Origin of the sequence: Paenibacillus sp. LjRoot56, assembly GCF_964253335.1 — a bacterium.
Classification (GTDB): Bacteria; Bacillota; Bacilli; order Paenibacillales; family NBRC-103111; genus Paenibacillus_E; species Paenibacillus_E allorhizoplanae.
The window spans coordinates 570,076-588,979 of sequence record NZ_CAXURV020000001.1; the positions used below are offsets into that span (position 1 = coordinate 570,076).

The 18,904-nt window shown below is 48.6% G+C and carries 12 protein-coding genes; 8 read left to right on the plus strand and 4 right to left on the minus strand.

Annotation, left to right across the window (positions count from 1 at the left end; all coding sequences use genetic code 11):
- Nucleotides 1-73: 73 nt before the first annotated feature.
- Together ACSQ8O_RS02560 and ACSQ8O_RS02565 are read right to left on the minus strand one after the other, a co-directional pair.
- On the minus strand, nt 74-1,582 hold the full coding sequence (locus tag ACSQ8O_RS02560) for an ABC transporter permease (protein ID WP_436240351.1): 1,509 nt from the start codon (nt 1,580-1,582) through the stop codon (nt 74-76).
- 11 nt (nt 1,583-1,593) lie between these two features.
- Nucleotides 1,594-3,036 (minus strand): ABC transporter permease, encoded by a 1,443-nt coding sequence (locus tag ACSQ8O_RS02565; RefSeq protein ID WP_436240352.1) that lies wholly within the window; start codon nt 3,034-3,036, stop codon nt 1,594-1,596.
- 222 nt (nt 3,037-3,258) lie between these two features.
- Here ACSQ8O_RS02565 and ACSQ8O_RS02570 point away from each other — a divergent pair, with 222 nt between their 5' ends.
- The gene (locus tag ACSQ8O_RS02570; RefSeq protein WP_436240353.1) at nt 3,259-4,992 is read left to right on the plus strand and encodes an ABC transporter ATP-binding protein; all 1,734 of its coding nucleotides are present in this window, start codon (nt 3,259-3,261) and stop codon (nt 4,990-4,992) included.
- A 146-nt stretch (nt 4,993-5,138) separates the two neighbouring features.
- Nucleotides 5,139-5,972, plus strand: coding sequence for a DUF72 domain-containing protein (locus ACSQ8O_RS02575; protein ID WP_436241928.1), 834 nt, complete (start codon nt 5,139-5,141; stop codon nt 5,970-5,972).
- A gap of 341 nt (nt 5,973-6,313) precedes the next feature.
- Here ACSQ8O_RS02575 and ACSQ8O_RS02580 read toward each other — a convergent pair whose 3' ends face one another.
- Entirely contained in the window at nt 6,314-7,930 is a 1,617-nt protein-coding gene (locus ACSQ8O_RS02580) for a response regulator transcription factor (RefSeq protein ID WP_436240354.1), read from the minus strand.
- The gene (locus ACSQ8O_RS02585; protein WP_436240355.1) at nt 7,917-9,722 is read right to left on the minus strand and encodes a sensor histidine kinase; all 1,806 of its coding nucleotides are present in this window, start codon (nt 9,720-9,722) and stop codon (nt 7,917-7,919) included. Before ACSQ8O_RS02585 ends, ACSQ8O_RS02580 begins: the two co-directional genes overlap by 14 nt.
- A 229-nt stretch (nt 9,723-9,951) precedes the next feature.
- On the opposite strand from ACSQ8O_RS02585, the gene ACSQ8O_RS02590 reads away from it, so the two are divergent.
- From ACSQ8O_RS02590 to ACSQ8O_RS02615, 6 genes are all read left to right on the plus strand, one after another.
- Nucleotides 9,952-11,508: an extracellular solute-binding protein gene (locus ACSQ8O_RS02590; protein ID WP_436240356.1), complete on the plus strand. Its 1,557-nt coding sequence runs from the start codon at nt 9,952-9,954 to the stop codon at nt 11,506-11,508.
- A 55-nt stretch (nt 11,509-11,563) separates the two neighbouring features.
- A complete protein-coding gene (locus ACSQ8O_RS02595) occupies nt 11,564-12,481 on the plus strand; it encodes an ABC transporter permease (RefSeq protein ID WP_436240357.1) in 918 nt (305 codons plus the stop codon).
- Nucleotides 12,482-12,498: 17 nt separating this feature from the next.
- Nucleotides 12,499-13,368, plus strand: a complete 870-nt coding sequence (locus tag ACSQ8O_RS02600; RefSeq protein WP_436240358.1) for a carbohydrate ABC transporter permease — start codon at nt 12,499-12,501, stop codon at nt 13,366-13,368.
- Nucleotides 13,369-13,380: 12 nt separating this feature from the next.
- Nucleotides 13,381-15,594: an alginate lyase family protein gene (locus ACSQ8O_RS02605; protein WP_436240359.1), complete on the plus strand. Its 2,214-nt coding sequence runs from the start codon at nt 13,381-13,383 to the stop codon at nt 15,592-15,594.
- A gap of 218 nt (nt 15,595-15,812) precedes the next feature.
- Nucleotides 15,813-17,582, plus strand: coding sequence for a methyl-accepting chemotaxis protein (locus ACSQ8O_RS02610; protein WP_436240360.1), 1,770 nt, complete (start codon nt 15,813-15,815; stop codon nt 17,580-17,582).
- Nucleotides 17,583-17,864: 282 nt separating this feature from the next.
- On the plus strand, nt 17,865-18,233 hold the full coding sequence (locus ACSQ8O_RS02615) for a DUF2294 domain-containing protein (RefSeq protein ID WP_436240361.1): 369 nt from the start codon (nt 17,865-17,867) through the stop codon (nt 18,231-18,233).
- Nucleotides 18,234-18,904 lie beyond the last annotated feature (671 nt).

Below are 18,904 nucleotides of genomic sequence, written 5' to 3' on the forward strand. Positions count from 1 at the left end.
TCCATATCCTTCTGTGTTGTGTAACGTGAGAATTCATGGAGTAAGAATGAAGATTCCATTATTTTTTAAGTGTTTAATCAAGCTTAGGATCTAACGCGTCGCGCAGTCCGTCTCCAAGGAAGTTGAAGGACAGTACGAGTGCGATGATCGCCAAGCCAGGATAGATGGCCGTGTAGGCATGCGTCTCGAGATAGGAACTTCCGACCTTCAGAATGTTCCCCCACTCGGGAATATGCGGCTCGACGCCGAGTCCGAGGTAGCTTAAGCTGCTTGTTGAGATGATAGCTCCGCCGACGGTTAACGTAGACTTAACGATCATCGGCGCAATGGAGTTCGGGATGATATGTCTGAGCAAAATGATAAAATCGCCAGCGCCGAAAGCGCGCGCCGCCTGCACGTATTCAAGTGTTGAGACGAGCAGCACGTTAGCTCGCATGGTCCGAGCATACGTAGGGATGGCCCCTACGCTCAGCGCGAGAATGAGATTAACCGTGCTGGCACCGAATGCCGCGATGATAGCAATAGCTAGCAGGATACCTGGAATTGCGTACAAGATATCAAGCGCTCGCATGATGAGATTGTCCGTACTGCGTCCGTAGTAACCGGATATTGCTCCCAGTGAGCCTCCGATAATGACGGGGATCAATGTGGAGAGGATACCGACGAAGAGCGAGATACGTGCACCGAATACGATGCGAGAGAACAGACATCGACCGAAGTTGTCCGTACCCAGCGGATAAGTAAGGCTTGGCGATTGCAGGATAGCTCCGTAATTATTGTCGATCGCCATCCCGTAGTCGAAAGTTAAGTAACTGCACAGCGAGATTGAAATGAGAAAGCCGATGAACCACAGACCCAGCATGGAAGTAGAGCTGCGGGACAGCCGGTCAACAACCTCATTCAATTTCGTGCCCGATGAATCATCTCTGTTCTTAAGTTTGGACATTAACAGGATGCCAAGCGCCAGGGCGAACACATTACCTGTTAGAGCAGTTACAAGCAACAGTACCGCGACAACCCACAACCACTTGGGTAGAAGCTGCTCATCTGCATATCGGGAGATCAGAAGAAGAGCAAGTAATTGAATGGCTCCCGCGACTAAAATGAGAGCCATACCCGGTACGAATAAGTTGGATACATACGGCTTGAAGACGTTTAGAGCTGAGACAGCGAAAACGAACAAGGTCGTCAACAATGCGTAGAACGAAAGGATATACGCTGCGCTCTTCTTGCGTTTGATGAGCTGAAAGGCAGCTGTAACGATGAAAATATTAGCAGTCAGCAAGCTGATCAATAGCAGGTAGCCTAACCAACGAGTGGTGCGGCGTATCTCGCCATGCTGGAGCAAATCTCTGCGGATCAAAGCCAGTGTTCCCAGTTGAAGAAGCGCAAAGACCAAATAAGAGACAAAGGCAGCGAACACGGCTGAATGCACAGCCAAATGAGCTCCTTCGAAGCTGTTGATCAACAATACCAGCGCCAAGCTTAAGGAAGCGATCCCTGCAAAGCTGGCTTGTCCGTATTCGGAGCAGGTACGTAATCTGAAATGAGTGTCCTGTTTAGTAAGTATCGGTTTGGTCACGTTGTCACCTGCTAGTATTGTTTCATTTTGGAACGGATTCTTGGATCAAAAAAGGCGTATAAAATGTCAATGACGACATTGACGATAGAGATCGTGATAGCTGTATAGACGACGCCGCCCATAATTGCGGGAATATCGGGAATGAACTGTTTGTCCACGATATAGCTACCAATCCCGTTGATATTGAAAACTTTCTCCGTCACAGCCGCTCCGCCGAGCATCGCACCGAATTGAAGTCCTATAACCGTAATAATCGGGATTAGCGCATTACCCACGGCGTGCTTCCAAAGTACCTGCCTGCGAGATAACCCTTTGGCCCGGGCAGTCGTAATATAATCCTCGTGGATGACCTCCAGTGTAGAAGAACGCGTCATCCGAGCGACTGCCGCCATAAGACCTGTTCCTAATACAACAATCGGCATGATCATCGTCAGTGCATTCTGCGGATTATATGTAGCGGGAAGCCAATGCAGCTTGATCGAGAAATTCAAGATGAGGACGAGCCCTTGCCAGAAGTTAGGGATCGATAACCCAATCAATGCAATCAGCATGAACGTATAGTCAAAGAAAGAATTCGGCCGAGTGGCCGAGACCAACCCGATCGGCAGGGCGATAAGTACGGCTACGATCGTGGAGATGACGGTTAGCGTCAGCGTCACGGGAAACTTCGCAGCAATGGAGGTGGTGACCACTTCGTTGCCTGCGAAGGATTTACCTAAATCGAATGTCAGGATACCGCGGAATGTATGCCAAAGCTGGGTCAGATAAGGTTGATCAAGACCGTAGAGCTGATTAAACTTGGCAATCTGCTCTGCTGTTGCTGTTTCCCCGATGATGTTAGCAGCAGGATTCAAAGGGGACAGATAGAGAATGGTAAAGACGAGAAAAGCGACGCCAAAAATGACGAAAACGGTCATCACGAGCCGTTCAGCGATATATTTGAAATAAGCGTTGTTATAGATCAACATAAGAATGTACATGAGAACACCGGGAATAATGGATATAGCCAGAAACGCCGGGTGTCGGATCAATTGGGTAAATGTATCGGCATAGGTGGTCTGCGACTTGCCGTTCCCATCTTGTTCAGCATCAAGGTGACGCAATAACGCTTCCTTGAACTTGATCGCCGCAATTTGGTTAGCTTCGCGATCCAGTTTCTCTGGGGTGACGGTCTGTCCGAAGAATCGATGCTTGCGTTGGAGTTGTTCTTTCGCTTCCTTGAGTAGTTGCTCTCGATATCCCGAGGAAGTCCATTGCTGTTCTAACTTGTCCAAATTAGCCTTGTGCATACTCTTCTTTTTGTTGGACAGGTGGACCACATAGACGATTAGATGCAAGGGAGCCCCCGCCAGCAGTAGCAGAAAGCGATAAGTAGGATGCAATAGCATTTTGGCAAAAATGTTCCCGAGTCGGTCGACTAGAGGTGAATCCATAGCTGAAGTGTGCCCGGTCAAGTTCGTAAGCTCCTTTGTCGGTCAGTTTATATTGCATTATTCCGATCGATATAGTAGATTTTAAGAGTGGTGCTTGAAAATGTCAATGGTCAAATAATAGTTTCATTTATTTGAAATATATAATTTTTTTATAGTTGCGATATAATTAACTTATATTTTAACATGTATTAACGAATGATAGAAACTTTCTTTTCAAGTTTATCCCAACTCAAAGGTGATTATATGACATCCATTTTAGAAGTGAAGCAATTGTCTGTCTCTTTCTACACACGAGATAAGGAAGTTGAAGCGGTTCGTAATGTAAGCTTCTCGTTACGCGAGGGAGAGACGCTGGGGATCGTTGGCGAATCCGGCAGCGGTAAGAGTGTTACAGCACGTACGATCATGAGGCTACTGCCATCGCCTCCTTCGATGGTGAAAGGTGGGCAGGTTCTTTTCCAAGGACAGAACCTCGCTGATAAGTCAGATCTCGAGATGGAGCATATTCGCGGTCGCGATATCGGTATGATCTTCCAAGATCCTATGTCCTCCTTGAACCCGACGATGCGCATAGGTCGGCAGATTGAGGAGAGTTTGATCAAGCATCGGAAGCTTGGCAAGGAAGAAGCACAGCGGGAAGCGATTGAGATGCTGAAGCTGGTCGGGATCCCCCATGCAGAAGCACGCTATTTACAGTATCCCCATGAATTTTCCGGTGGTATGCGTCAACGTGTAATGATTGCTATTGCACTTGCTTGTCGCCCATCGCTGCTTATTGCGGACGAGCCGACGACTTCGCTTGACGTCACCATTCAGGCGCAGATTTTGTATCAGATGAAGGAGATTCAGCGCAAGCTGGGCACATCCATCATCTTAATTACGCATGATCTAGGTGTCGTAGCCGGGATGTGTGATCGGGTTGTAGTTATGAAGGATGGCGAAGTCGTTGAGACGGGCACGACAGAGGAGATTTTCTCCGCTCCGAAGCATCCCTACACGGTGCGTCTATTGAATGCACTTCCAAGGCTTGATGAGAAGAAGAAACCTAAACTGGTTTCCTCAATCACTCGTTCGGCAGATGACCGTCCTTTGCTGGAAGTCCGGTCGCTCAGACAGCATTTCAATCTAGGCAAAGGCCAGATCATCAAAGCAGTCAATGATGTCAGCTTTGATATCCGTGCTGGGGAAACGCTAGGTGTAGTAGGAGAATCAGGCTGCGGTAAATCCACCACGGGCCGGACTATCTTGCGGTTAAACGAGGCGACGGGCGGAGAGGTGTTGTACAAGGGTATCTCACTGAACCGATTATCCCGCAGGGAAATGAAGACGATGCGTCGCTATATGCAGATGATCTTCCAAGATCCGTATGCCTCCCTGAACCCGCGTATGCGCGTTGCTGATATCATTGGGGAGGCGTTAGATCTCCATCGCATGACGAGCAGCAAAGGGGAACGGCAGCATCGGATCGAGGAACTGCTTGAGATGGTCGGTCTTAGCCCATCTCACGCTATGCGCTATCCGCATGAGTTCTCCGGAGGGCAGCGGCAGCGGATCGGCATCGCTCGAACACTGGCGGTCGAGCCGGAGTTTATCGTTTGCGACGAGCCATTGTCGGCTCTGGATGTTTCCATCCAAGCGCAGATCGTCAAGCTGTTGGAGGAGTTACAACAGAGGCTGGGGCTGACGTATCTATTTATCGCTCACGACCTTTCGATGGTCAAGCATATCAGTGACCGCGTAGCCGTGATGTACAAGGGCAAGATTGTTGAACTCGCAGAGAGCGAAGAGTTGTATGCGAACCCGATGCACGCGTATACCAAGTCGCTGCTCGCGGCGATTCCGGTTCCTGATCCAGCGGTAGAGTCGCGTAAGGCGTTCGTGCCGCTCATTGACTCGTCGATACAGGATCCGTACGGGCTGGAGCGGTCGCGGTTTGTCGAAGTAACGCCAGGCCATTGGCTGGCTGTCAACGAATGATCATTTATAGAAAGCGCGTCCCTTCATGGAGGGGGCGTGCTTTTTTGCACGATAATGAGCGCGTATTTCTTGGGTATGGTGCACGAGGATGTTATGATAGATGAACGAATACTTTTATCATAGCGATTGTGCACGGGGTGATGATAGTGATTAATATCGGTTTGGCTGGTTGGGGTGACCACGACTTGGGCGGGGGCAAAGGGAAGCTCATGACGTATGGCGCTCATTTCCCGATCGTGGAGGTAGATACCTCATTCTACGCCGTACAGCCTGAACGTAATTATGCGAAGTGGGTCCAAGAGACACCTGAGAATTTTGGGTTTATTATAAAAGCCTACCAAGGGATGACAGGCCACCTGCGGGGAGAAAATCCTTTTGCCGGTGGGGCTGACCAGATGTACGAGGCATTCTTACAGTCGATTCGACCCGTTCAGGAAGCGGGAAAGTTGAAGGCGGTGCTGTTTCAGTATCCACCTTGGTTTGCGTGCAACAAGGCGAGTGTGGATGTGATTCGGGAGGCGAAGGCGAGAATGGGCGATGTGCCGCTAGCGCTGGAGTTCCGTCACCAGAGCTGGTTTACAGGGGACATGCGTGACAAAACGCTGGCCTTCATGAAGCGCGAGGGCTGGATGCATAGCATCTGCGACGAGCCGCAGGCAGGAACTGGATCCGTTCCGATCGTCTTGGAGGCGACGCATGCCGACATGACGATGGTTCGCTTCCACGGACGGAATGTCGGGGGATGGGTGCAGACGAACGAGGCCAACTGGCGCGATGTGCGGTATTTGTACGACTACAATCCGCAGGAATTGTTGGAGTGGAAGGTGAGGTTGCTCCGTTTGCAGGAGCAGACACGGGAGATTTGCATCATTTTCAACAACAACTCAGGTGGACATGCAGCAGGCAATGCGAAAACGTTGATGAGCATGCTAGGTTTAGACTACGAGGGGCTAGCGCCGAGGCAGTTGGATTTGTTCTGAAAGGGTTGCGAGGTTGGGCTTCTATTGCGGAATTGTCGAAGTGGATGCTGTTTGGCTGGGCGAGTTTTGATACAATGGGATATAAGAGTAGAAATAAGGGGCGTGTGCTAGGTGGTTGGTGCAGTTATTGGAAGTGTCATCGCGATTATTATCGTGATTGGGCTAACGATTTGGATAACGAAGAAGGCTTATTCGCGTAAATGGGAAGATGATGAATAGAAGTTTTAAAGATGCTAAAACCCCTGTAGGAAGCACCTTCACTTCATGTGATGTGCTCGCTTGCAGGGGCATTTTTAATTGAAGAGAATGTAAGTTGCTGACGAACCCTCGTTGTGCTGCGCTTACTCATGCTGCACCCGTCGGTAATCCGACGGTGTCACGCCAGTTTCTCTTTTGAAAATCCGATTAAACGAACGATAATTCTCGAAGCCGATCGATTCGGCGATTTCAAACGTTTTCTGATCCGTTGTCAGAAGTAACAGCTTGGCCTTTTCCACTCGCAGGTGTGTCAAATACTGGACGAAGCTTTCGCCTGTTGTTTTCTTAAACATGCTGCTGAAATAAGGCACGCTGTAATTGACCGATTCTGCCAGCTCTTCCAACTTGTACGGATAGCTGAGATCCTCGTACATCTTCTGGATCATACGCGAGATTGAAGCGTCGATTGTCTTGCCATCGCCCTGCAGCCGTTGCAGGTTACGGAAGAAAAGAAACGTCGTTTCATGCACAGCGTGGAACGTTTGGCATTGCTCGAGCTTTTTGCGGAACGCCGCTTCTAGCTCCGCGGCTTCTTCGGTATCAGCCGTGAAATGGCTGATATCCAGAAATACGCGCAGATACAAGGATTTGATCTGCTCCGGGTCCCAGCGCTCTTCCATCGCCTGCCGGAAGAAGGAATTGCGCTCCTGCTCCAGAGCGGCTGCGCTTCGAAGCGGCTCTAGCAGTGCCTGCTTCAAAATCTTCACCCAGAGCCGACTATAATTCTCTGGGATGTGTTGAAAGGTGACCATCTCGGCCCAAGCAGAACGCGAGACGGTTACATTGCACTGATAAAAGAACGGATAGGCAGCCGTCACCAACTTCTTCAACTCCGCCAACCGTTCTCCCATGCCCATCTTGATGCGGAATTCCAGTGTGAGCGGACTCATTTTAAGATAATCCGTAAAAGATTGAATGATCTGTTCAAGAAGCACATCTCCCTGAGATGATGAGTTCCCCTCTGCCGCATAGATCGCAAAGAACCGCCCTTTATCCAAGGCGATAACTTTATTTGCCCCGCGGGCCGTGAGCAGCTCCTTCAAGACGTTGACCCCGGCGAATTGCCACAGCTTCAGCTCCTCCTGTTGATCAATCGAGAATCGCAACGAGCTTCGGTCGAGTTCCATCAGCAGTACATGAAAGTTCCCGTTCGCTACGGGGATACGGGCTGATTCCAAGCTCTGAAGCCACTCAGATTCAGCGCCCGATGATCGTAGCATTTCGAGGAAAGTACTCTGTTCAATCTCCATTTCGTTCGAGCGGACCTTTTGCTCCAGGAGCAGCTGCTTCTCTCGAGTTTCATCTAATGAAACTGCCTGTTGAGCAAGACCCTCCATTGTGCGGGCCAGCAGCTTGGGATCAGAAAGGCAGTCATCTTTGATTAAATAGGCGGCAGCCTTTAACTGAATCGCTTGCTGCGCATAGTGAAAATCCTTGTGACACGTTAAAATAATCATTTGCGGCATCGTTTCACAGCTTTGTTCGATTTCATGGAGCATCTCCAGCCCGTTCATCCCGGGCATTGTAATATCTGTGACGATCATCTGCGGCTTGTGTTGTATAAAGAGTTCAAAGCCCTCGAGCCCATCCTCGGCTTCACCAACGAGTGTGAACATGTCGCTGTGTTCCTCGATCATTTGCCGGAAAACGGTTCTTGCCGGTATTTCGTCCTCGACCAATAGCACTTTATAGCTGCTCATGTTGCACCTCCTTTAAACGAACGGTATCCGGGGGAAGCAGGAAACGGATCAGCAAGCCCGAATCGCCGGGAGAGAATAACTCCATCTGTGTTTCTTTACTGAACATCAGCCTCATCCGTAACCAGACATTTTTGAGACCGATATTTTCGCCCAGTTGTTCTTGCTGCATGTGCACGCGCAGCTTCTCCAGCTGAGTCTCATCCAGACCAACCCCATCGTCTTCGATCTCTATAACGGTACAAGCGTCTTCAGACCGTGTAAACACGCGAATGTGAATGTGGCCTTCAGCCTTTTTTCTCGGTAAAATCCCATGAAACACGGCATTTTCAATAAGAGGCTGCAAGCTTAGCTTAGGAATGTACATGGTCTCTAGCGGCGATGCAATCTCAACGTGCAGCTTGGTTTGGTATTTGTATCGCATATTCAGCAGACCGATATAATCCTGTAAGTAATCCAGCTCCTGCTGCAGCTGCACATTTTGATCGTAATTTTCCATGCTGTAACGCAGCAAGGAGACGAATTTCCCCATCAGTGTATTAATATTGTCGTAATCCTTCAGCATAGCAAACATGCGGATCGTATTGAGTGTATTGTACATAAAATGCGGATTAATCTGCGATTGCAGCGCTCGAATTTCCAGCTTGCGCTTCATATCCTCGGATTCCTGCTGTTCCGAGAGCAATTCTTGAATTCGGACTGCCATGGCATTAAGCATGCGTCCTAAATCGCCGATTTCATTATTGGCAAAATAAGTGACACGGGCATCGAAGTTCCCTTTTTTGATCGCATCGACTTGTCGCTTGACCGCCTGCAGAGGGCGATACAATTGGTAGCCGAAACCGATGACGGAGAGCCCGCCCACCGTGACGAGCGCAATGAGAAAATAGGTGACGGTTTTGCGAATGATGTCAGCGCTTTGCGTCAGTTCACGAGACGGAATTTCCGAGATGACAATCCACTTATCAAAGGTTTTCGTTTGCTTCACTGAAATGATGGACGTATCCATCTCGAATTGCGTCGGTTTCCCTAATGAGATCCAATGGGCTAAGATGCTGCGAGTACGAACGTCATCCTGGCTGCGCTCTAGCTTACTGGTTGTGGCTATGGTAACACCGCTCTGCGTTAGTAGCGATACTGAGCCGAGCGAGCCAAGCTGAATATTCTCAATTTGCTGTTGGAACTGCGCGTTATTCATTGAAATCAGAAGTACCCCGCGCATATCCTCGTAGGCTTCAAAAGGGATACGACCGATATAGTAGGTTGAGTTTTGCAGTATTTTTAAATCAGGGTGCGAGCTCTTATCTAGAAACATGCTGGACTGGCCTTTGGCTAGAAACTCTTGGATCAAGGGTTTGAAGGACGAATTTTCCAGCGTCGATGGCGCCTCATCTGAAGATAAGACTTCGCCAGTAATGTTGGAGTACACCTGCAATCCCTCGACATTGCCGATCACTGCGGAGGCGGTGCTGAGAACCGAGATGAGGTCTTTTTTGCGAACAACCTCTTCGAAATATTGAGAGGAGGGTGACACCAGTGCGCTTTGGATCGATGAAATGCGGGAATACTGCTCACTAAGCTCTCGGAACCTAGACATCGTCAGCTCAATTCGGTCCACGACCTGATTAACGAGCTGGGCGTTCAGCCGATTAACCTGTTTCTCTACTGTCGTACTGGATACGGAAATGGAGATATAGGACAATACAATCAGCGGGATGATGGAGACAGCCAGCATGACTAGAATCATTTTGATATAAAAGCTACGGGTAAGAAATCCGAAAAAGGGCAACATCATGGTGCTCATCACATCCGTTTGGCATAGTTGATCTCCCTCCGTCGGGTCGGGGGGTCTTTGTATTTGAATTATAGTACAAGGGGAGTAAGGGGGATAGCGCTTCGGGCTGTTATCTTAAAAACGGTGACACTTTCACTTGTTTTCGACATGTTCTTGCTTCCTTATGATCTTCTATAATTCAAAATGTACCACATACGACGCGTCAGTAAAAACGAAAAGGGGAATATACATGACTAGTAAAAAAACGCTTGTACCCGTTCTCGCGGCTACATTGCTCTTAGCTTCTGTGGCAGCAGGCTGTTCTAGCAATTCGAAGACACCAGCCAGCACATCCCAAGGCTCGCAGTCACCAGCTGCCTCAGCAGCGCCTACAACAATTAAAGCGATGACAATCTTGTTCGGCAATCCGCCTGCAACAGACAACAATAAGGCGAAAGAGGATCTGGAAAAAAGAGGAAACGTGAAGCTCGATGTTACGTTTGTTCCGTCCGAAGCGTACAAAGATAAGCTTTCTGTCGCAGTCTCAGCGGGCGATTCCTATGATTTGCTCTTGCTGGATGGCGGTAAGGACGATAAATTTACAAATTTGGTCAAAATGGGTGCCTTCCATGACCTTACTCCTTATTTGAACAATACCAAAAATTTAAAACTTATTGATCAGGCAGTGTGGAACAACTCAGCAGTCAAAGGGAAGGCTTACGGGATTCCAAGACCACGCGGTATCTATGGCGGCGGAGACGGCAACCTGATTATTCGGAAAGACTGGCTGGATAAATACAACTTGCCGGTGCCCAAAACAGTGGACGAGCTGACTAATGTGCTTCAAGTGTTTAAGGGAAAAGATCCAGCTGGCGGCGGCAAAACGATTCCGCTTTCCGTCAATGGCGTAGATGCGATCGGATCACCAGGTCCATTTGCAGGTACGAATCCGATGCAGTTTGCTTTCGGTCTGCCTAACGTATGGAAGCTGGATAACGGTAAAGCAGTTCGGGATTTCCAAACCCCAGAGTACAAAGCGTACCTCGACTGGTTGCAGGGAGCTTGGAGCAAAGGCCTGATTGACAAGGATGCTCCGGTGTTGAAAAACCAACAGCAGGTGCGAAGCAAATTTCTGGCGGGTGTAGCTGGTGTTTTTGCTGGCAATGCGAGTGACTTAACCGAAACGAATGTAGCTAAACTAAAACAAGTTGACCCGAATGCAGAGATTGCTATCATTGATCTGTTAGAGGGCCCGAGCGGCAAAAAAGGTGTTAACGTGGGCGGCGGCTATTACGGGCTTTGGGTGATTCCGAGCTCAGTGCCAAAAGATAAAGTTCAAAAAATCGTCGACTTCTTGGATTTCAGTGCTTCCGAAGAGAACGCGGCATTCGCGAAGACCGGCGTGCTCGGGTTGCATGCCAGTGAGCTGAAGGACGGCGTTGCCGTTCAAACGGATGAGCAGAAGAAGCAATTCGATCTGGATAAACCATCGCAATTTGTTCTCGAAAATAAAGCGGATCCTTACATATATGCAACGGCGAAGGATCAAGCGATCTTGAAGGTTCAGAAGGCCTCACTGGATGTCATCAGCAAAGCTGGTATTGCAAATCCATTCCTCAGTTATAATTCGCAGGTTGCCAGTAAAAATCCAGACAGCTACAAAAAAATGAGCGCTGTCATGACGAAATACGTCCTGGGCGAGTCTAAATGGGACGATGTTCAGAAGGAAATTGACGCTTGGACGAACGCTTTAGGCGGACAAATCACGAATGAGCTGCTTGATCAATATAACGAGGATCATAAGTAAGAAGGAGTAGGGGGCGCGGATAGCCCCCTCTATTTTTAGTAAGGAGGGGTACGGCTTGGAGAGAACGATACGACTTCAGAAACCAAAAAAATTCAGACAACTGTGGCCTTTTTATGTGCTGGCAGCACCGGGCCTCCTTTATTTTATCGTGTTTCACTACGCCCCTATGTGGGGGTTAGTGTTGGCTTTTAAGGATTACAGCCCCTTTGTCGGCGTATGGGATAGCCCGTGGGTCGGTCTTACGAATTTCAAAGACTTTTTCAGTACATCGGACTTTTATATCTTATTTAAAAATACACTGTTGCTCTCTTTTCTAAATCTGTTTATCTATTTTCCGTTTACAATTATGCTTTCCATTATGCTGCATGAATTGCGGCTTCAGGTGTTTAAACGAATCTCCCAAACTATCGTCTATCTCCCACACTTTTTGTCTTGGGTTGTCATATACGGCATTACGATTTCGTTCTTTGGCCCGTCAGGGGTCATTAATCATTACATGGATCAATGGTTTAGCTCGAACACATTATTCCTTGTCAGCAATGAATGGTTCCGTCCGCTCATTATTCTACAGTCGATTTGGAAGGATGCAGGTTGGGGGACGATTATCTTCCTCGCTGCGCTCGCGGGCATTAATCCTGAACTATACGAAGCTGCCAAGGTGGATGGGGCGAACCGTTTTCAAAATATCCTGAACATCACATTGCCCGGGATTAAAAGCACGATTGTCATTCTGATGCTGCTCAAGTTGGGCTCGTCGCTGGATTCGAACTTTATGCAAATCTTCCTGATGACCAACAGCTTGAATTTGGATGTGTCCAATGTGTTTGACCTCTTTGTGTATCACATCGGGTTGGAGCAATTCAATTACAGCTTCGCCATCACCGTCGGTCTGTTTAAATCGGTAGCCAGTCTCATTCTGGTGCTCACCGCGAATTATGCAGCGAAATGGCTTGGCGAAGAGGGGATTTTCTAGAGAGGAGTAAAGACATTATGAAAGCACGCGTAACTTGGTTCGACAGTCTCCTTGCCATCATTATTATCCTGATCTCCTTGACTGTCGTCCTGCCATTTCTATATATCATTGCGGTTTCATTCAGCCCCCCGGGGGATTCCATGGCCGGCAACTTCTTTATTTGGCCGAAGCATTGGACGCTGGATGCCTACAGTTACTTGTTCAATGCTCAAACCTTCCTGAATTCTATTAAAAATTCAGTCTTCATTACCTTGTTGGGCACATGCGTCAATCTATTCGTTTCGATCACGCTGTCCTATGCGCTCTCCAAACGGATTGTGCCAGGCCGCCGTGTCATGATGCTGTTTATTTTCTTTACCATGATTTTTCATGGCGGCATGATTCCGAGCTATCTAGTCGTGAAAAGCTTAGGCTTGCTCGACTCCTATTGGGCGATCGTATTACCTGCGGCTACAAGTGCGTTTAACGTGCTCGTAATCCGCTCCTTTTTCCAAAGCTTGCCGGAAAGTCTCGATGAAGCGGCTCGTATTGACGGAGCGGGAGAATTCCGCATCCTATTCTCCATCGTGATTCCGCTGTCGAAGCCGATTATCGCGACATTCACTTTGTTTTTCATGGTGCAGTATTGGAATGAGTTCTTCTCAGCCGTTATTTATATCAATGATACGAACCGCTGGCCGATTCAGCCGTTACTGCGGCAAATGGTAGCGATCAGCGCCTCCAACATTTCGGCTGATGCTGCCATCGATGCACAGCTTGCTGTCAATCTTGGGCCTAATGTACAGAATGCGGCGATTTTGCTGGCGATGCTGCCAATCGTGGCCGTGTACCCATTTCTACAAAAGTACTTTGCCAAAGGCGCGATGCTAGGCTCTATTAAGGAATAAGAAGGTGAACATATGATCGAGATGGGCTATATGGATTTGCGGCATAATCCAAGGTTTACTCAACCGCAAATGACCGATGAGACATTTATTCAGCAAGAACTGGATGTGGAGCGACCAGACATGGTGAAGGTACGCGAGCGCATGGCCCTCGGCGATGTAGTTGGCGCACGGGATGCGTATTTGGCGTTGATCGATGCCAGCGTCACCAAGCGCTACTATTTCAATGTGAGCGATGTACCGAGCTTGATGGCCTATGCTAGAGAGCAGTACGGTGATGACGAGGAAGCACAGTTGTCCATCGCGGAAGCCGACCGAATTGTAGCGGGGGATCTACCGCTTTTTAAAGGGAAACGTGTCCAGTTTCAAGAGGGTAAGTACGATTGGAACAGTTGGCTGTATGACAGCTCACAGTATCAGCTTCATTTGACGCGATTCGTGTATGTGAAGCATTTGGCGAGGGCTTACTGTGTGACTGGTGATGAGAAGTATGCGGCATGCTGGAATGAGATGATGCGGCATTTTATTGATGATAATCCCGTACCCGTGGATGATACGTTCCGAGCGCAGCACTGTACATGGGACCCGCTGTCCGTCGGGGTGCGGTTGTTCATGCTGCCGGAAGCGTTCATGACGTTCTGGGGCTCGACTTCGTTCACGCCGGAAGTGAAAATGAAAATGATCAAATCGTTCCACGAGCATGGCCGCTATGTACGAAGCTATCATGCCCATCACGGCAACCATGCGACGATGCAGCTTCGCGGTCTTATCCAGGTCGCACTGCTGCTGCCGGAGTTAAAGGTGTCGTCAGCGTGGCTGAACTACGGATTGAAGGAATTACCGAGCTACATCCAGCAAAATGTATACGAAGACGGTGTCCAGTTCGAAGCGAGTCCAAACTATCATTTAGTCGTCATGCGGGACTTGTATGAATTGGTTCCACTGTTTCAGACACTCGGTTTAGAGGTGGAATCGTCGTATGAGAAAGTGCTCGAGCAAATGTATGTTGTTCTCCTGCATATGCTGACACCAGATGGAAACTTGCCGCGTTTCGGGGATACCGATGTTCATGTGCCAAGTGATCTACGTACGACGATGAGCTTAGGGGCGTATTTGTATCATCGGGCTGATTTTAAGTATTGCGGACATGCCAAACTGCCTTTTTCTTTACTGTGGAGGTTGGGACCTCAGGCGGTGGACAGGTATGAACGATTGGCTGCTGAGAAGCCGAAGGAACTACTTGCCAGTTTTTCGGTGGGCGGGTATATTCTCTCACGGCAGGATTGGAAGCGGGATGCGCTGTATATGGGAATGCGTGCAGGAGTTGGGATCAACGGACATGCGCATTCGGATGCGCTGAGCCTGATCATGTATGCAGGCGGCAAAGAGCTGTTGCCGGACTCAGGTATGGGTCTTTTCGAGTGGAACAAAGAGCGTAAATATACGGTATCCACGCGGGCACATAATACCGTTGTCGTGGATGGGCAGGATCAGCATGTTCGAGGCCTGCATTGGAATGCGCCACCGACAGCGGCATGTAAAATTTGGGATGTGTGTAGCAATGCCCAGTACGACTATTGGTTTGCCAGTCATTATGGCTACACCCGATACGATGATCCGGTCATACACTCTCGCAAAGTGTTGTTTGTGAAAAACCGATACTGGCTTATCGTGGATCTGTTCGAGGCTAGTGAATTGCATCGATACGAGCAGTATTATCACCTGCCTTGTGGTGAAGTCATCTGTGATTGGGAAGGGAGAAGGGTTAGTACGCACCTAGATGGAGCAAATGTACAGCTACTCTATCCTCCACAAGCCGGGCAAGACGATGAACTGACCGTTGAGTCTGGCCTGCTGTTCTTTCAAGGGGAGTACCATACGAATCCGGTCGTAAAGCGGTCGCTATCTGTTCGAGGGAAGGCAACGATGGAGACCGTTATTTTCCCAAATGTGGGTGGCAGCACACGACCTCGTGTAGTGGTTCATCGTGCATCGGCACATCTGCAGGGAAGAGAGCTAGCGCCATGGGAGGCAACAGCTTTGCGGATCGAGGGAGATGGCTGGTCGGATGACATTTGTCTCTATCATGGCAATGTGGACGTTGATTCGTATCTCGATCACACAGGAAATATCGTGAGTGCGTCGTTGCTGCCAAAACCGAAGGCAATCGAAGGGTTGTCCTTCGCCGGGAATATGTATAGCGAGGATGTTATCCTTAAATCAGAGTAAGACGATAGGGCTGTCAGCGAATGCTGGCGGCCTTTTGTGCACATGAGCCGCACACCCGCACTAGCCAACGTGTTACGAAAATTACTGTTTTCGTAACACATGCGTGCTCAGCTAAAAAGAATCCCAAGTATAATAGGCATAAAGATCTAGAATATTTAGTTATTTATACCTAGGTCAATAATCGTATGCTTGCGAGCTGCTCAGGAGGCGAAGAACACATGCAGAAAGTTGGCAGTACTCCCTTAAAATGGGGTTTTACAATTCGAAAGAAGCTTTTGGCCTTTTGTTTATTGTTGTTGTTGATCCCTACGCTGTTTTTATCTATTAACAGTTACTTTAACGCCAAAGACGAAACGGATAAGCTCATTGAGAAAAACCTGGAGAACAGCGTCAAACTGATGGTTCAAAATATTAATCAACTGAATGAGCTGGTAAAGAATGGTCAATTGACCATGCAGCAAGCGGAAGAAGACGCGAAGCTCATCATGCTGGGCAGCAAGCAAGCAGATGGGACAAGACCGATTAATCGTAATATTAACATGGGCGCCAACGGCTATTATTTTGTCCTAAACGATAAAGGGGATTTACAAGCGCATCCGAGTCTGGAAGGCCAGAACATCTGGGATAAAAAGTCGTCGGACGGGGTTTATTACATCCAGGATATGATTGGCCAGGCTCAAAATGGCGGCGGGTTTACCTTTTATAACTGGCCGCTGCCAAACAGTGACCAAGAGGCGCTGAAGATCGCCTACGCCCTCAAAGTGCCGGATTGGAATTGGATTGTCGCAGCCGGTTCCTATTACCAGGACTACAATGATGGCCAGAAGCGCATGCTGCATTCCACGATCACGATGCTGCTTATTTGTTTGGTCTTGGGGTCGCTGGGCGTTATCCTTTTCTCCAATCATATCTCCAAACCGATAAAGAAAATTGCCGCTGAAGCCCGAAAGGTTGCGGCTGGCGACCTGACTTCGGATGCGCTGTACATTAAGAACAGGGATGAAATCGGCAAGCTGGCCAGTGATTTTACGACGATGAGCACGAATTTAAGAACGCTGGTGAAGCAAGTGATACACAGCTCGGATCAAGTTTCCGCAGCTTCCGAGACGCTGCAATCCTCCATTGATGAAACGACACAAGCTTCAAGGAATATTGCAGAGTCCACGCAGCTTATTGCGGCAGGCATCGAAACACAAGCGATGAGCACGGAGCAAAGCTCCAGAGCGATGGAAGAAATGACGCAGGGAATTCTGCGAATTGCCGATACGTCTTCGCAGGCCTATGAAACATCCATTCAATCAAAGACGGAAGCGGAATACGGCTTCGGGCTTATTGAGCAGTCAATTTCCAAAATGCAGTCCGTGGAGGAAGCGGTCAACAATATTTCCAAGGTGATGGAGACGCTGAATGTGCGCTCCCAGGAAATTAGCGGCATTGTCACCATGATGTCGGATATCGCCTCACAAACGAGCTTGTTGTCACTAAATGCATCTATTGAGGCGGCACGGGCTGGGGAGCAAGGCCGAGGTTTTGCGGTTGTTGCGTCGGAGGTGAAAAAGCTGGCGGAAATGTCGAAGAACTCTTCCGAGCAGATCAACGAGCTTGTCAGTCAAGTGCAGGCGGACATTGCGTCCGCTTCCAGTTCGACTGTCCAAGGCATCGACGAATTCCAGCAAGGCATGTTGGCGATTGAGCAAACGGGAACAGCTTTTGCTAAAATTGTGGAAACAGCTCAAGGGGTCGTGAGCCAAATTCAAGAGGCTTCGGCGGCGGCGGAGCAAATGTCGGCAAGTTCCGAAGAAATTACTGCCTCTTTGCAGGAACTGGACCGCATTGCCGGGCAGTCGGCCAAAAGTTCGGAGACGATTACCGCTGCAACGGAAGAACAAATTGCCACGATTGACGAGATTGCGCAATCCTCCAGTTCTCTTAACCACATGGCGACAGCACTTAAGGAGATGGCACATCAGTTTCAGATTAAGGAATGAGATGTTAGCGGTTCACGGGGGTGAACGGCTGAACAGAGCGGTGGAGCGACAAGACGAATGTCTTGATCGCTCTTTTTTGACACGCCAGAAATTATATGGCCTGGGTTGTGGGGTAAGCATATGAACAAAAACATATGAACATATTCGGCCCAATGTCCTCAAAGGGAATGAAGTCAAACGGGGAGTGGGTAACGGTAAGCCACTCGGATAGGCCTTTATGATGTTGTCAGGTAAGGGCTTTCTTGCTATGATGAAGTTAGTAAACATAAAGGTGGCTGACCAATGAATCGTATGGAGGCCGAGTTTAGTAATCTGGTAAAAGCTTATCGCAAGAAGCACATGGGCAAGGGGCCGGAACGCGTAACGACGACCTTCTGCAAAAGCTGGGCGATCTGCGAAATGGCAGGAAACCTCTCTCCAGTAGAGAAGTTTATGGCGAAGACGGGCGATGGCAGGCAAATGCTCCGCACGGCACGCACAGAAATGGTCAAAGAAATCTACAAGGATCATCCCCCTGTAGAGATGGAAACGCTGCTTGGCGCAAAGTTCATTCAGCTGTTTGTTGATATCGATATTGCGCAGGATGTGGGGATGTCGATATTCGTTTTTGATGAAGATTTGGAAAAGAAGTTCAGTACAAGACACGGATAACTAACCGCTCGTACATCTACATATACATAAGTAAGGTGCTTGGCACTTGGTAGCGAACCTGCCGGAGACTAACCACTGTGAGACAACCCGAGACTCTTCTCGTAAGAGGGGCTTGGGGTTGTTTTGCGGTGGTTTTTTGCTTCTAAGGAGCTGAGGAACATGGGGGATGAGCGGAATAGAATGGTAGGAAGTGAAGTGTATGGGGAATGAGATAGGGAGCAAGAGGTTTAGAGTAGCTGGCAGGGTGATTTGGCGTTAAGTCGGTTGGATCATGCGATCAAAGATGCAAATGTGCAACAATTTTACGCTAGATTGCTGGTTGCGTAGGAAAGGTTGCGAAAAGGCAACCTTTTGGCGGGGAATAAGCCATAACCATCAGAAACGATAGAAATTGTTGCTGATTTGCACTTATTTCTCGAAAACAGACGAATTTGTTGGTGAAAGGTTGCACTTTTGCAATTTTGAGGGGACGTGCGGTGTATTTAGGGAGATATGGCGGAACAAGGGAAGAGAGTGCAAGGTGAGGTAGGTAAGGGGATAGAAGATAAGGGATAACAAGGCAGGACTTAAGGTCAGGCAGTCAAGGCAAACAAGACGAAAAAGACGAACAAGACGAACAAGATAAAACAAGATAAACAAGATAAACAAGACGAACAAGATAAACAAGATAA